This is a genomic window from Pseudarthrobacter chlorophenolicus A6 (assembly GCF_000022025.1).
GTDB classification, from domain to species: Bacteria; Actinomycetota; Actinomycetes; order Actinomycetales; family Micrococcaceae; genus Arthrobacter; species Arthrobacter chlorophenolicus.
Genome location: NC_011886.1, coordinates 956,700 through 970,420, shown reverse-complemented (window position 1 = coordinate 970,420; position 13,721 = coordinate 956,700). Strand labels below are relative to the sequence as shown.

General features: G+C 66.6%; 11 protein-coding genes, 1 tRNA gene and 1 riboswitch. Of the genes, 2 read left to right on the top strand and 10 right to left on the bottom strand.

Translation table 11 applies throughout. The features are described from left to right. Positions 1-71 precede the first annotated feature (71 nt). A complete protein-coding gene (gene gcvP / locus ACHL_RS04450; protein WP_015936100.1) occupies positions 72-2,918 on the bottom strand; it encodes an aminomethyl-transferring glycine dehydrogenase in 2,847 nt (948 codons plus the stop codon). A 188-nt stretch (positions 2,919-3,106) separates the two neighbouring features. After that, a riboswitch (glycine riboswitch) is annotated at positions 3,107-3,203 on the bottom strand. Positions 3,204-3,299: 96 nt separating this feature from the next. Beyond that, positions 3,300-3,836 carry a TetR/AcrR family transcriptional regulator gene (locus ACHL_RS04445; RefSeq protein WP_043794458.1) on the bottom strand — a complete coding sequence of 179 codons (537 nt, stop codon included), beginning with the start codon at positions 3,834-3,836 and terminating at the stop codon, positions 3,300-3,302. Between the two features lie 85 nt (positions 3,837-3,921). Here ACHL_RS04445 and ACHL_RS04440 point away from each other — a divergent pair, with 85 nt between their 5' ends. Then, positions 3,922-5,481 (top strand): MFS transporter, encoded by a 1,560-nt coding sequence (locus tag ACHL_RS04440; protein WP_015936098.1) that lies wholly within the window; start codon positions 3,922-3,924, stop codon positions 5,479-5,481. Positions 5,482-5,605: 124 nt separating this feature from the next. On the opposite strand, the gene ACHL_RS04435 is transcribed toward ACHL_RS04440, so the two are convergent. Beyond that, a complete protein-coding gene (locus tag ACHL_RS04435; RefSeq protein ID WP_015936097.1) occupies positions 5,606-6,085 on the bottom strand; it encodes a Dps family protein in 480 nt (159 codons plus the stop codon). A gap of 222 nt (positions 6,086-6,307) precedes the next feature. On the opposite strand from ACHL_RS04435, the gene ACHL_RS04430 reads away from it, so the two are divergent. After that, positions 6,308-7,861: an APC family permease gene (locus ACHL_RS04430; protein WP_015936096.1), complete on the top strand. Its 1,554-nt coding sequence runs from the start codon at positions 6,308-6,310 to the stop codon at positions 7,859-7,861. A gap of 80 nt (positions 7,862-7,941) precedes the next feature. Here ACHL_RS04430 and ACHL_RS04425 read toward each other — a convergent pair whose 3' ends face one another. The 7 genes from ACHL_RS04425 to ACHL_RS04395 form a co-directional block, all read right to left on the bottom strand. Next, positions 7,942-8,493, bottom strand: coding sequence for an AMIN-like domain-containing (lipo)protein (locus ACHL_RS04425; protein WP_015936095.1), 552 nt, complete (start codon positions 8,491-8,493; stop codon positions 7,942-7,944). A 273-nt stretch (positions 8,494-8,766) separates the two neighbouring features. Continuing rightward, on the bottom strand, positions 8,767-9,069 hold the full coding sequence (locus tag ACHL_RS04420; protein WP_015936094.1) for a DUF4193 domain-containing protein: 303 nt from the start codon (positions 9,067-9,069) through the stop codon (positions 8,767-8,769). 104 nt (positions 9,070-9,173) lie between these two features. Next, positions 9,174-9,365, bottom strand: coding sequence for a hypothetical protein (locus ACHL_RS04415; RefSeq protein WP_015936093.1), 192 nt, complete (start codon positions 9,363-9,365; stop codon positions 9,174-9,176). A gap of 62 nt (positions 9,366-9,427) precedes the next feature. Beyond that, positions 9,428-10,681, bottom strand: coding sequence for an MFS transporter (locus ACHL_RS04410; protein WP_015936092.1), 1,254 nt, complete (start codon positions 10,679-10,681; stop codon positions 9,428-9,430). A gap of 11 nt (positions 10,682-10,692) precedes the next feature. Then, on the bottom strand, positions 10,693-12,861 hold the full coding sequence (locus ACHL_RS04405) for an elongation factor G-like protein EF-G2 (RefSeq protein ID WP_015936091.1): 2,169 nt from the start codon (positions 12,859-12,861) through the stop codon (positions 10,693-10,695). Positions 12,862-13,000: 139 nt separating this feature from the next. After that, a complete protein-coding gene (locus tag ACHL_RS04400; protein ID WP_015936090.1) occupies positions 13,001-13,423 on the bottom strand; it encodes a ChaB family protein in 423 nt (140 codons plus the stop codon). Positions 13,424-13,539: 116 nt separating this feature from the next. Next, positions 13,540-13,616, bottom strand: a tRNA-Thr gene (locus tag ACHL_RS04395). Between the last annotated feature and the right edge of the window lie 105 nt (positions 13,617-13,721).

The window sequence follows — 13,721 nt, the reverse complement described above, 5'->3', positions numbered from 1 at the left end:
GAGTCCTTAAGGGGAGCGGCGGGTGGTTGAGCTTGTCGAAACCCGGTTTCAGCAAGCTCAACCACTGATGATCAGTTCTCGAATTCGGACAGCGGAGGGCAGGAGCAGATGAGGTTCCTGTCGCCGGCTGCGCCGTCGATGCGGCCCACGGGCGGGAAGTACTTGTCCTGCTTGTGGTGGGCCGGGAAGGCCGCCTGCTCACGGGTGTAGGCGCGGTCCCAGTCGGAGCTGACGACGGCGGCCGCCGTGTGCGGTGCGTTGCGCAGCGGGGAGTCGGCTGCGGCGAAGTCTCCGTCAGCCACCTGGTCGATCTCCTTGCGGATGGCGATCATCGCCTCGATAAAGCGGTCGATCTCGCCGAGGTCCTCGGATTCGGTGGGCTCCACCATCAGGGTCCCGGCCACCGGGAAGGACAGGGTGGGGGCGTGGAAACCGAAGTCGATCAGGCGCTTGGCCACGTCCTCGGCCGTCACGCCGGTGCGGGCGGTGAGTTCGCGCAGGTCCAGGATGCACTCGTGCGCCACCAGCCCGCCCTCGCCGGTGTAGAGCACAGGGAAGAACTCGTTCAGCCGTGCAGCGACGTAGTTCGCGGCCAGCAGCGCGGACTTGGTAGCTTCGGTCAGGCCCGCACCGCCCATCAGCTTCACATAGGCCCAGGAGATCGGCAGCACACCGGCGGAGCCGAACCGGGCCGCGGAAATTGCAACCCCATGCCCATCCTCATGGGCGGCCTTGTTGGCATCCCCCGGCATGAACGGTGCCAGGTGCGCCTTCGCCGCCACCGGGCCGACGCCGGGTCCGCCGCCGCCGTGCGGGATGCAGAAGGTCTTGTGCAGGTTCAGGTGGGACACGTCGCCGCCGAACTTGCCCGGCTGCGCCAGGCCCACGAGGGCGTTCAGGTTCGCACCATCCACATAGACCTGGCCGCCGGCCGCGTGCACGGCGTCGCAGATCTCAGCCACGTCGCCGTCGTAGACGCCGTGGGTGGAGGGGTAGGTGATCATGATGCAGGACAGGACGTCCTTGTTCGCCTCGATCTTGGCGTACAGGTCGGCGTGGTCGATGGTCCCGTCCGCGGCGGTGGCCACCACCACCACCTTCATGCCGGCCAGCACGGCGGAGGCGGCGTTGGTGCCGTGCGCCGAAGCGGGGATCAGGCAGACGTTGCGCTGCTGGTCACCGCGGGAGTGGTGGTAGCCGCGGATCGCCAGCAGGCCGGCGAGTTCGCCCTGGGAACCGGCGTTGGGCTGGATGGAGACCTGGTCATAACCGGTGATCTCGGTCAGGTCAGCCTCGAGCCCGGTGATCAGTTCCCGCCAGCCCTCGGTCTGGGAGTCCGGAGCGAACGGGTGGATCGAGGCGAACTCCGGCCACGAAATCGCTTCCATCTCAGCGGTGGCGTTCAGCTTCATGGTGCACGAGCCCAGCGGAATCATGGTGCGGTCCAGCGCCAGGTCCCGGTCGGAAAGCTTGCGGATGTAGCGCAGCAGCTGGGTCTCGGACCGGTGCGTATTGAACACCGGGTGCTCCAGGTAACCGGAGGTGCGCTCCAGTTCCGCTGCCAAGGCGAAGCTGCCACCCGCGGCGACCGTGGCGCCGAAGATGTCCGCGACCTCGGCGACGACGGCCGGCGTCGTGGTCTCATCCAGGGAGATTCCCACGGTGTCAGCATCGATGGGGCGGAGGTTGATACCGCGCTCTGCAGCTTCGGCAATGATGCCGGCCGCGCGGCCGGGGACCCGAACGGTGACGGTGTCGAAGAAGCTCTTGTGCAGGACTTCAACGCCGGCGGCTTCGAGGGACGCAGCCAGCGTGCGGGCATGGCCGTGCGCCGCCTCTGCGATCGCCTTCAGCCCTTCCGGGCCGTGGTACACGGCGTACATGGAGGACACAATGGCCAGCAGGGCCTGGGCGGTGCAGATGTTGGACGTGGCCTTCTCGCGGCGGATGTGCTGCTCGCGGGTCTGCAGTGCCAGGCGGTAGGCGGGCGCGCCGGCGTTGTCCTTGGACACGCCTACGAGGCGTCCGGGCAGCGAACGCTCAAGGCCTTTGCGGACTGCCATGTAGGCGGCGTGCGGGCCGCCGAAGAACAGCGGGACGCCGAAACGCTGGGTGGAGCCGACAGCAATGTCCGCGCCCTGCTCACCCGGAGGCGTGATCATGGTCAGGGCCAGCAGGTCAGCGGCCACTGTGACCAGCGCACCGCGCTCCTTCGCGGCGGCGATGACATCAGCCTGGTTGAAGACGCGGCCCGACGCACCGGGCTGCTGCAGGACGATGCCGTTGATGTCGCCGTCGGGAAGACCCTGGGACAGGTCCGCGACCTCCACTTCCAAGCCCAAGGCCTCGGCGCGGCCCTTCACGATGGCGATGGTCTGCGGCAGGACGTCGATGTCCAGGACCGTCTTGCCGTCGGCGGCCGGCTTGGCCTTGTTCGCGCGGCGCATCAGCAGTACGGCCTCGGCTACGGCCGTCGCTTCATCCAACAGGGAGGCGTTGGCGATCGGCAGGCCCACAAGGTCCTGGACCATGGTCTGGAAGTTCAGCAGCGCCTCCAGCCGGCCCTGCGAGATCTCGGGCTGGTACGGGGTGTAGGCGGTGTACCAGGCGGGGGCCTCGAGGATGTTGCGGCGGATCACGGCCGGCGTGATGGTGTCGTAGTAGCCCTGGCCAATCAGCTGGACAGCAGTCTTGTTTTTCCCGGCGATGCGGCGCAGTTCGTTGAGGACCTCCACCTCGCTGAGGGCGTCCTGCAGGCGAAGCGCCGTTTCCTGGCGGATGACTTTGGGGACGGCGGTATCGACCAGGGAGTCAACGCTGTCGTAGCCGACAGCCTTAAGCATGGTGTCGATGTGGTCCTGCCGGCGCGCGCCAATATGGCGGTCGACGAAAGTGGTGGAGGCTGAACTAACCGTCACGGGGGAACTCCAGATACTCAGGCGGCGCAGGGTACGCCACAGCGATTCGGGTCCCTCCCCGCTCTGTATTGGACCTGAGAGTTTCCGCGGCTCCTGCACGGACAGGAACCGCTTGCACCGTCGGTGAGCACAACGGTCCGGCATCCGTTAACCCGGTGCCTGGACGGCCTGCTGCTTTCCAGAGGTGCCTCGCCGCGGCGGTACAGGGGCCTGCGAGATTCCTGGGGAGGATTTGCTCCTACGGCGCCTGCCGATGGTGTGGCAGGACTCTCCCGCCGCAGATCAAAGGCTATTCAGTTGGATGTGGACGTGGGACCGTCCGGTGACAACTCCCACAGCGCTTAATTCTCCTACGCTGCGGCCCCCGGGGCAAATGTCCCGCTACCGCCGGAGCCGCTCCAGTGCTGCCAGCAATTCGTCCACGTCCGCGGCCGCGCCGCCTGCGGGGACAGGGCCAATGGCCAGCATGGCGTTGAAGTACAGCCCGTCCCCCATGTACAGCACAGCCTTGGCCAGGGCGGGCCCGACGTCCGCCGCTATCTCGTCCAGCCACCGCCGCTGGATGGCAGCGAACCGCCGCCGGGTCTCTGCATGCGCCACCTCTGACAGCCTGGTCGCGGCAACAATGGCACGGTCCAGGGGCGTGTCTCCCCATACCGAGGAGCGGATGAAGTAGGCGGCCGCGCCTTCGGGTGCAGCCGCCATGGCATCGGCGTCCTCTCCGGCGAGCGCATCCAGTTGGTCCAGGAGCGCCTGGATCAGGGCTTCCTTGTTTGGAAAGTGGTAGAGGAGCCCGCCCTTGGAGACGCCGGCCTTTCGGGCCACGGCATCCAGGGTGGCAGCACGCTCCCCCACCTCAATGAGCAGGGCGGCGAAGGCGTCAAGAACGGCTTCACGGGCAACTGGCTTTCGGGGCATGCCATCCATCATGCCTTCCCGGGGTGCCGGCGGCTCAACTCGGCGGAAGTTTCAAACTATACCGTCTGGACGGTATAGTTACTTTATGACCACGTCGACGCACCACGCCCAGCCCCAGCTCCAGGGACCCGCCGCGCCACGGGCACCGTGGCGCGACTGGCTGGCCCTGGCGCTGCTGATGTTTCCGGTCCTGCTGGTGGCCGTGGACAATACGGCCCTGACTTTCGCCCTGCCTGCGATCGCCCAGTCCCTGGACCCCTCCGGGGTGCAGCTGCTCTGGATCGTGGATGCCTACCCCCTGGTCCTGGCGGGGCTGCTGGTGTGCATGGGCAGCCTCGGCGACAGGATCGGCCGGCGGCGGCTGCTCCTCACCGGCAGCCTGGGCTTTGCCGCACTCTCGGCCGCTACGGCGTTCGCGCCAACGGCGGAATGGCTGATCGCCGGACGAGCCGCCCTGGGCTTCTTCGGCGCCATGCTGATGCCCTCAACCCTCTCGCTCATCCGCAACATTTTTGTGGAGCCCAACCGTCGCCGCCTGGCGGTGGCCATCTGGGCGGCGGGCTTTTCCGGCGGGGCTGCGCTGGGGCCGATCTTCGGCGGCTGGCTGGTGGAGCACTACTGGTGGGGCGCAGTCTTCCTGGTCGCAGTGCCGCTCATGCTGCCGCTGCTCGCCCTGGGCCCTGCACTGATTCCGGAATCGAAAAATCCGGAACCGGGGAAGGTGGACATACCCAGCATCGCGCTGTCCCTGTTGGTGATGGTGCCGCTGGTCTACGGCATCAAGGAAGTTGCCACGGAAGGATTGTCCGGCACCGGCCTTGGCGCCATGGCCATTGGCCTGGCCATGGCAGTGGTATTCGTCCGGCGGCAGCTCCGGCTGCCGCACCCCCTGCTGGACATGTCGCTTTTCCGCAACCGGGTATTCAGCATGGCCATCACCGCCAACATCCTGGCCCTGTTCTCCTTCAACGGCTTCATCCTCTTCCTCGCCCAGCACCTGCAGCTGCTCGAGGGCATGACGCCGTCCGCCGCGGGCGTGGCCATGATCCCGGCCCTGATTGCCACGGTGGTGGCAGGCCTGGTGGTGGTGCCGCTGGTCCGGAAGGTGCGGCCAGGCTTCGTGGTGGGCACGGGCCTGGCGTTCAGCGCCGCGGGGTACAGCCTGGTAACGTTCGGAAACCACGACGGCGGGCCAACACTGCTGCTGGCAGCGTTGCTGATCCTGGCGCTGGGCGTGGGGACGGCCGAAACCATTTCCAACGACCTCATCCTCGGTGCGGCGCCGGCGCACAAGTCAGGTGCCGCGGCGGCCATCTCGGAGACCGGCTACGAGGTAGGGGCGCTGCTGGGAACGGCCGTACTGGGCTCCATCCTCACCGCCTCCTACCAGCACAACCTGCACCTTCCGGCAGCTGTGGACAGCACCGCTTCGGAAGCGGCGCGCCACAGCGCCGGCGAAACACTGGCCGGCGCCATGGACCTCGCGTCCGCGCTGCCGGCCCCGCTGGCCGATGCCGTCCGCCAGGCCGCGGCCACTGCCTTCGATTCCGGCGTGCATGTGACCGCGGCGATTGGGCTGGTCCTGATGGCCACTGCGGCCGTCTGCGCCGCCGTCGTTCTCCGAAAAGTGCCCAAGGCCGCATAGCAGCACCAGGCACGCGGCCCCGCACTGCCCCGCACCGCATGGCCTTAACGGCAAAAGGCGCCCGGCGCCGGAAATCAACCTCCGGTACCGGGCGCCCTAAGCGCGCCGCGGCGGCGGCCCGCCGCTACTTTTCGTCAGGGGCGGTGACGCTGGCGGTCGGCTTGAGCGTCTCGGCGTTCACCATCCAGGCGAACTGCTCCAGCTTGGCGATGAACTCGTGCAGCAGGTCTGCGCTGGTGGGATCTTCCTCATCCACCTCGTCATGGACCTTGCGCATGGTGCCCACGGCCGCTTCCATCGCTGCAACAATCCGCTCGATGGCGTCCTTGGTGCTGATCAGGCCCTCAGGGAACTCCGCCAGGGCGGTCGACTTCGACACGGTGGAGCTGCGGCCGTCCGGCAGTGCGTGCAGGGCCCGCATGCGTTCGGCGGTGTCATCGGCGAACTGGCGTGCGGCGTCAACGATTTCATCCAACTGCAGGTGGAGGTCCCGGAAGTTGGTGCCCACAATGTTCCAGTGCGCCTGCTTGCCCTGGATGTGCAGCTCGATCAGGTCGGCGAGTACGGCCTGCAGGTTGTTGGTCAGTGTCGGTGAAGCTTTCATGGGAGTCCTCCTCGATTGGTCCAGTAACTTCGAAGCTATCAGCGCCCGGGCCACCCGGCACGGGTCGGGGCGGATATTTCTCAGTGAGCTTACTAATTTTGCCGCGCAGTCATAAACGAACGTGATTCATATTCCCTCTTGCGCGACGGCCGTCACACCTCCATACTAAATGAACGCCATTCATATAGTGACCCCGGTCATAAGCTTCCAGAAAGCGGTGCCATGACAGAAGCACTCCGCACCAGCTCCACCGCCGCGCGGGGCAAGCAATTGCCCGGCAGCGGCGACCGTACCGCCAAGGGACTGAAGGGCGGGCAGCTGGGGCTGCTCGCCGTCGTCGTCCTTGGAATTTCCACGATCGCCCCCGCCTACACCCTGACCAGCGCACTGGGCCCCACCGTCAACGAAGCCGGCCTCCAGCTGCCCGTCATCTTCCTGATCGGCTTCATCCCGATGATCCTGGTCTCGCTGGCCTACCGGGAACTCAATGCTGATTCACCGGACAGCGGCACCACCTTCACCTGGGTCAGCAAGGCCTTCGGTCCCTGGGTCGGCTGGATGGGCGGCTGGGGCCTCCTGGCCGCCAACATCATCGTTTTGTCCAACCTCGCCGGTGTGGCCGTCGACTTCTTCTACCTGTTCCTGTCCCAGCTCACCGGCTCGGCGGAACTGGCGGACCTGGCGGACAACAAGGCCCTGAACGTCCTGACCTGCCTGGTGTTCGTTGCCCTCGCCGTCTGGGTCAGCTACCGCGGCCTGCACACCACCAAAGTGGTGCAGTACGGCCTGGTGGGATTCCAGCTGCTGGTACTGGGCCTGTTCGTCGCCATGGCCTTCGCCAATTGGTCCACCTCGGAAACTGCCATCCCGTTCAGCTGGGGATGGTTCGACGTCACCAGGATTGAGACCTTCGGCCAGGTGGCCGCCGGGATCTCACTCTCCATCTTCGTGTACTGGGGCTGGGACGTCTGCCTCACGGTGAACGAGGAAACAGCCAACGGCAAGAAAACGGCAGGCGTGGCCGGCACCCTGACGGCCGTCATTGTCCTGGCCATCTACCTGCTGGTAAGCATCGCCACCATGATGTTCGCCGGTGTAGGCGATACCGGCAACGGGCTGAACAACGCAGAAAACCACGAGAACATCTTCACGGCGCTGGCGTCCCCCATCATGGGCCCGTTCGCCATCCTGATGTCCCTCGCAGTGCTCTCCAGCTCGGCCGCGTCCCTGCAATCCACGTTCATGTCCCCGTCCCGCAGCCTCCTGGCGATGGCCCACTACGGGGCCCTGCCTGAACCCTTCAGCCGCGTCAGCCGGAAGTTCGCGACGCCGGGCTTGGCCACCATCGCTGCCGGCGTCATGTCCGCGGGGTTCTACGCCGTGATGCATGTGGTCAGCGAGAACGTCCTCAATGACACCATCCTGGCCCTGGGCCTGATGATCTGCTTCTACTACGGACTCACGGCACTCGCCTGCGCCTGGTACTTCCGGCACAGCCTCTTCACCAGCGTCCGCCACTTTGTCCTTCGGCTGCTGTGCCCGGTGCTGGGCGGCGTGGGCCTGTTCATCGTGTTCTTCCAGACCGCCGTGGACAGCCTGGCACCCGAGTTCGGAAGCGGCTCTGAAATCTTCGGCGTGGGACTGGTATTCATCCTCGGTGTCGGCATCCTGGCGCTCGGCGCGGTGTTCATGCTGATCATGGCCCGGGTTCGCCCCGGATTCTTCCGCGGCGAAACGCTGCGGAAAGACACCCCGGCCCTGGTGGTCCCGGAGTAGACGGTCCGCACAGAACAGGAAAGGTGCCGTTCCCCGCCAACGCGGGGAACGGCACCTTTCCTGTTTGACGACGGCGGCTGTCACCAGAAGTGCGCCACATCCACCACCAGCCGGGAGCCTGAGCCCGGTCCGTCCAGCGTAAAGACACGGAACGGAAGACGGGCGCGGACGCCAACGCCGAGAGTGCTCTGGCCCTCAAAGCTTCCTGCCCAAACCACCTGGCGGAAGGTTTGGTAGCCGGAGACGTTGGAGAGCTCGGCCTGATCGGAGGGGGTGTACGTGGCGTTGCCACTGTCGTTGTAGGCCGGCGCCCGGACCACCACCTGCAGACGGGCGCCGCCCCGGACGTCCACCGGCTTGCCGGAACCGTCCTGGGTGACCTGCCCAACGTAGCGGACGTAATAGCCGGGAACCGGACCGCTGCCCAGGTCAACCACCAGCCGGTCGAAGCAGTAGTGCTGTCCGGTGCGGACATTGGTGACGGGCGCGCCGCTCATGGAGTCGTCCGTCTTCAGCAGCGAGCCCCATGTGAGCCCGCAATACGAGGTGGTTGCCGAGGCGGGCCCCGGAACCAACAGCCCCAGTCCGACGGCCACAAGGATGGCCGTGAACCAGATGGAGAGTTTTTTCATTGTGGTTCCACCCAAGGAAGGAGCGATGTGGATAGCTCCAGATTAAGGCGGCACGAACGGCGAAACGAGGCCTGTGGCCGCTTCGGGGCGGAACCGTTAACGTGCCGGACGCCGCATTAAGGCCGCATAAAACAAGGCCCGTTTCGGGTGCCCCCGTAACCTGATCGGCACCGTTCCTGCACCTGCCCGTTACCGCCCATAACGGTTGCCCGCGGGGTACAAAAAGCGCCGGTCACCCCCATGGGGTGGCCGGCGCCGAAACCTGGTGAAAGGTCAGCCTTCGCAGTCGCGGCAGTACTTGAGGCCATTCTTTTCCAGGGCAACCTGGGACCTGTGGCGGACCAAAAAGCACGAGGAACACGTGAATTCGTCGGACTGCTCCGGAACCACAACAACGGTCAGCTCCTCGTTGGAGAGGTCCGCGCCGGGAAGGTCAATGCCTTCAGCGGTGTCATTCTCTTCGACATCGATGACGGCGGTCTGCGCGTTGCCGCCGCGGGACGCCTGGAGGGCCTCAAGCGAGTCAGCCGGAGACTCTTCTTCCTGCTTGCGCGGAGCATCGTAATCGGTAGCCATAGCGTGTTCACTTTCGTTGCCGCACAGCGCCATTTCAGGCACCTCAGTGCAGCAGTTTAGGGCATGACCCCATTACAGGCGCAATAGTGTGTTGAACCAGCCGGTCAGCCGGCGCCGGGAGCCGATTCGTCGTGCCGTGCGCGGGCGTGGTCGGCGCCCACTGCCACGCCGCTCAGGGCAGGAAGCCAGCCCCAGCGGGACGCATCAGCCATAGCGTCAGCGGCCTGTTCCGGGGATGTGAAGGCGAAGGCGGCAGTAAACCACTGGCGGACCCTGCCTGGGATGCTCTCTGTCATTCCTGAAACATAGGTGCCGGATGTTGTGGGTGCGTTTCCCCGGTATCTCCCGCAGGTAAACCCTAGGGCGCCGCCGTCAGGTCCGTGGCGGTGTCCGCCGGCGAGCGCCGGCGCCGGCTCATCAGGATGAAGGGTGCGGCCAGCAACTGCACGGCCCCGCTCACGGCGAGGGAGGCGGGGTAGCCGTACAGGTCCGCGGCCCGCCCCAGCAGGGGCTGTACCACCACGCCACCGCTGGAACCCATGAGCGAATCGAAGCTGAGCACCGTTGCCCGCTGCTTGGAGGGGATCATGTCATTCAGGTACGCCTGGCGGACCGGGACACCGGCTGACCCCACCATCCCCCACAGCATGAGCAGCACCAGGGCCAGCCAGAACGTGGTGGTGAACAGCAGGGCCACGAGGATCAGTGCGCTGGCCACGTTGCTGGCAATCAGCACTGTGGTCCGCCGGTGGACCAGCTTCCTGACCCGCGGCGCCATCCATCCGCCCACCACGTCGGCGCCGGCCACGATGGCGGCGGCAAGGCCGGCAACGGCATAGGCCCGGGGATCCCCGAAGAGCTGCAGCAGGTAGGGCTGCAGGGCGTAGAAGACGTAGATGCCCACGCCCTGCGTGAACGGTGCGGCCAGCATAATGTACCGGACGGGCGGGTGCCGGAGCCCGCCGTCCACGGAAGCCTTGAGGACGGCGCGGGTGGCGGCGAGCGGGCGGGCCGACCGCTCAGGGGTGAATCCGACGTCGTGCATGAGCAGGAAGGCGACGACGAACATGGCCAGCAGCACGCCTACCCGCAGCAGGAAGGGAACGCCCAGGTTGGTTGCCTGCGCGATGACGCCGCCGGCAACGGATCCTGCCAGCATCGCAATGCCGGACACCATCTGGCCCCGGCCCAGCACTGTCTCCAGGGTGCCGTCGTACCCGGAGAACTGCAGGGCGTCCACCAGCCAGGCTTCCACCGCGCCGGAGAAGAACGTGAAGCCCAGGCCGAGCAGCACGGAGACCGCCGCCCACCACCAGAACGGCGCTGAGTACTGCCACAGCAGGTAATAAAGGAAGGTGGAACCGGCGAGGGTCACGGTTCCCAGGAGGAACGACGCGCGGCGGCCCCAACTGTCCGCCACCACCCCCGTGGGGACCTCGAACAGCACCATGCCTGCGGTGAAGAAGGCATTGGCGGCGAAAGCTTCCAGGTTGCTCAGGCCGGCGTCGAGCAGGAACAGCGTGTTGATCCCCCAGATGAAGGACGCCGCAAGGGTGTTGCCGAGCGTCAGCACCAGGTAGACGCCCTGGATCTTGCGGGCAGCCGGATTCATCGGGACCCGCTTCAGGTAGGGCTGAAGCCGGAAGGCACGGGGTCGTGGCGCAGGTAGCTGCGGCTGAAACGGCCCGTACCGGCTGTGAGGGCACGGAGTTCGACGGCGTAGCGCAGCAGTTCCTGGTCCGGCACCTCGGCGCTGATGTCAGTGAGTCCCCCGCCCGAGGACGTCGTGCCGGTCAGCCGGCCGCGGCGTCCGGAGAGGTCGCTCATGACGGGGCCCACGTGCTCGTCCGCCACGGTGATGCTGACCGCCGAGACCGGCTCAAGGAGCTGTATCCGGCCTGCCGCAGCCGCTTCGCGCAGGGCCAGGGCTCCGGCGGCCTGGAAGGCGGCGTCGGATGAATCCACGCTGTGGGCCTTGCCGCCCACCAGCCGCACCCGCACGTCCACCACGGGGAACCCGGCGGATACACCTTTCTCCATCTGGGAGCGGACCCCCTTTTCCACGGATGGGATGAACGTCCCCGGGATGACCCCGCCCACCGTCTTGTCCACGAATTCGAAGCCGCCGCCCCGGTCCAGGGGCTCCACTTCGATGTCGCACACGGCGTACTGCCCGTGTCCCCCGGATTGCTTGACGTGGCGTCCGTGCCCGGTGGCCGGGCCCGCGAAGGTTTCCCGCAGCGGTGTCACCACGTCCACTGCGTGGAGCTTTACGCCCTGCTCACGGAGCCTGTCCATGACGACGTCGGCGTGCGCCTCGCCCATGCACCACAGGACCAGCTGGTGCGTTTCCTGGTTGCGCTCCACCCGCATGGTGGGGTCGCCGGCTGCGATCTTTCCCAGGCTCCGGGCCAGGGCATCCTCATCGCTGCGGGAATCGGCCTCCACGGCCACCGGCAGCAGCGGTTCGGGCATCTCCCAGGTGGCGAGCATCAGTGGATCGTCCCGGGATGAGATGGTGTCACCGGTTTCGGCGCTTCCCAGCTTGGCCAGGGCACACAGGTCCCCCGCCACGCAGTAAGGCACCGGCCGCAGGGTGGCTCCCAGCGGTGAGTACAGGTGCGTGACGCGTTCGTCGGTGTCGTGGTCCTGGTGCCCGCGGTCCGCCAGGCCGTGCCCGCCAACGTGCACCGGCGAGTCCTCACGCAAGGTTCCCGAGAACACCCGGACCAGGCAGATCCGGCCCAGGAAGGGATCGTTGGAGGTTCGCACCACTTCCGCGGCCAGCGGCCCCGACGGGTCGCAGCCCAGGGACCTGCCGTGCAGGCCCTCCAGGTCTGTCGCCTCGGGAACGTCCGCCTCAGTGGGCGGCGGGAACGCGCGCACCAGCATGTCCAGCAGTTCGGACGTCCCCAGCCCGGTGACCGCGGAGGTGGGAATGACCGGGTGGAACGAACCACGGGCGACGGCGGTCTCAAGGTCTTGGATGAGCACGCCGGTATCGATGTCCTCGCCGGAGAGGTAGCGGTCCATCAGCGTTTCGTCTTCGCTTTCGGCGATAATCCCTTCGATGAGCTCTCCGCGGGCATCTGCCGCTTCCGCCGCGTCATCGGCTGGGGCGTCCCGGGTGGCTGGGCTTTCCCCGGCGGAGTAGTCCGTGACCGTTCCGGACAGCAGTCCCAGCAGGCCGGTGCGTTCGCCGCCGGAGCCGACCGGGACGTAGAGCGGGAGGACGCCATCGCCGAACGCCTTACGGCACTCTGCGAGGGCGCCGTCGTAATCCGCCCTGGGATGGTCCAGCCGCGTGATCACTACGGCGCGCGGGAGCCGGCGGTGCGCGCACTCCGCCCACAGTGCGGTGGTGGTGGCATCAATCCCGTCGACGGCGGAAACAACAAAAAGGGCGGCGTCCGCTGCGCGGAGGCCTGCCCGCATTTCCCCGATGAAGTCGGGGTAGCCGGGAGTGTCCAGCAGGTTGACCTTGGTGTCGTCCAGCATGAGGGGCACCAGGGAGAGGGTGACGGACCTTTGCTGGTGGACCGCAGCGGGATCGGAATCGCCTACTGTGGTCCCCTCGGCTATGGAGCCTTTGCGGGTGATCATTCCGTTGGCAGCAAGGAGCGCTTCAATCAGCAGGGTCTTGCCGGCCCCGGAGTGCCCGATCAGGGCGATGTTCCGGATGCTGGCCGGCTCCAGTGCCGCGATGCGGGCGGCAGAATCGGTTCGGCGTGGTTCGGCAGCGTTCCGGCCACCTGCAGCCCTGGCCGCGTCTTTGGCGCTCTTCACCGACATGGGATCCTCCTGGCGTCTTTGCCGTGCAACCCGTCCTAGTGTGTCCTCAAATTCGACACCCTGGGAGGCGTTAGGGCAAGGGGCCTGGAGGGCGCTGCGGCCAGGGACGCCGGCCGCCGTCACTCCCCTGAGGAAGGGACTAGGACCTGGCCTTGCGGGTGGCGGCCTCGTTGGCTTTCTGCACCGCCTGGACAAGCTGGTTCTTGTCCATCCTGGAGCGGCCTTTGACGTCCAATTTCCGGGCCAGTTCGTAGAGGTGTTGCTTCGAGGCGTTGGCGTCCACGCCGCCCGCTGTGGGTGTGGAGGATCCTGCGCCCTGCTCTTCCGCGCGTCTGTCCGACGGCCCCTTTTTGTCCTTGGCTTCCCAGTGGTCGCCCACCTTCTCGTAGCTGTGTTTCACGGATGCGAAGGCAGTACGCGCTGCCCGGCCTTCGTCATCGTAGGACTCGATGGCGGAGTCGTACGTCTTGGCGAAAGTGTCCTGGGCCTTTTGGTCGGAACGCTGCAGGGTCGAGGGAAGTTCGTCCTTGCGGGCATGGTGGTTCTTGCCGGTCTTGGGCATGGCAACCATCCTCCATTCATCAGCAGGCTGATCATTCAGGTAAGACCAGCGTAACCCTGGAAGGGATGAGGCGGTGGGGAGGAGGAAAAGGCGGGAACCGGCGTCCCGGTACTAAGTGGAGCCCCCTGTCGGATTCGAACCGACGACCCCCGCTTTACAAGAGCGGTGCTCTGGCCAACTGAGCTAAGGAGGCATGCCCTTGCGGGCGGCGCCTGACGGCGCCAGATAAGCGTAGCCCAAGTGCTGCCGGTGGTAAAAACGGCTGGCTCGCGGGTGGGGGACCTTTGCACGCGGCGGG

Excerpts from the sequence above, each read along its gene's own strand:
- ACHL_RS04415 (WP_015936093.1), bottom strand. The coding sequence starts at position 9,365 with ATGACAGAGAGCATCCCAGGCAGGGTCCGCCAGTGGTTTACTGCCGCC.
- ACHL_RS04435 (WP_015936097.1), bottom strand. The coding sequence starts at position 6,085 with ATGAAAGCTTCACCGACACTGACCAACAACCTGCAGGCCGTACTCGCC.
- ACHL_RS04445 (WP_043794458.1), bottom strand. The coding sequence starts at position 3,836 with ATGCCCCGAAAGCCAGTTGCCCGTGAAGCCGTTCTTGACGCCTTCGCC.
- ACHL_RS04400 (WP_015936090.1), bottom strand. The coding sequence starts at position 13,423 with ATGCCCAAGACCGGCAAGAACCACCATGCCCGCAAGGACGAACTTCCC.
- ACHL_RS04440 (WP_015936098.1), top strand. The coding sequence starts at position 3,922 with ATGACCACGTCGACGCACCACGCCCAGCCCCAGCTCCAGGGACCCGCC.
- ACHL_RS04420 (WP_015936094.1), bottom strand. The coding sequence starts at position 9,069 with ATGGCTACCGATTACGATGCTCCGCGCAAGCAGGAAGAAGAGTCTCCG.
- ACHL_RS04430 (WP_015936096.1), top strand. The coding sequence starts at position 6,308 with ATGACAGAAGCACTCCGCACCAGCTCCACCGCCGCGCGGGGCAAGCAA.
- ACHL_RS04405 (WP_015936091.1), bottom strand. The coding sequence starts at position 12,861 with ATGTCGGTGAAGAGCGCCAAAGACGCGGCCAGGGCTGCAGGTGGCCGG.
- ACHL_RS04425 (WP_015936095.1), bottom strand. The coding sequence starts at position 8,493 with ATGAAAAAACTCTCCATCTGGTTCACGGCCATCCTTGTGGCCGTCGGA.
- ACHL_RS04410 (WP_015936092.1), bottom strand. The coding sequence starts at position 10,681 with ATGAATCCGGCTGCCCGCAAGATCCAGGGCGTCTACCTGGTGCTGACG.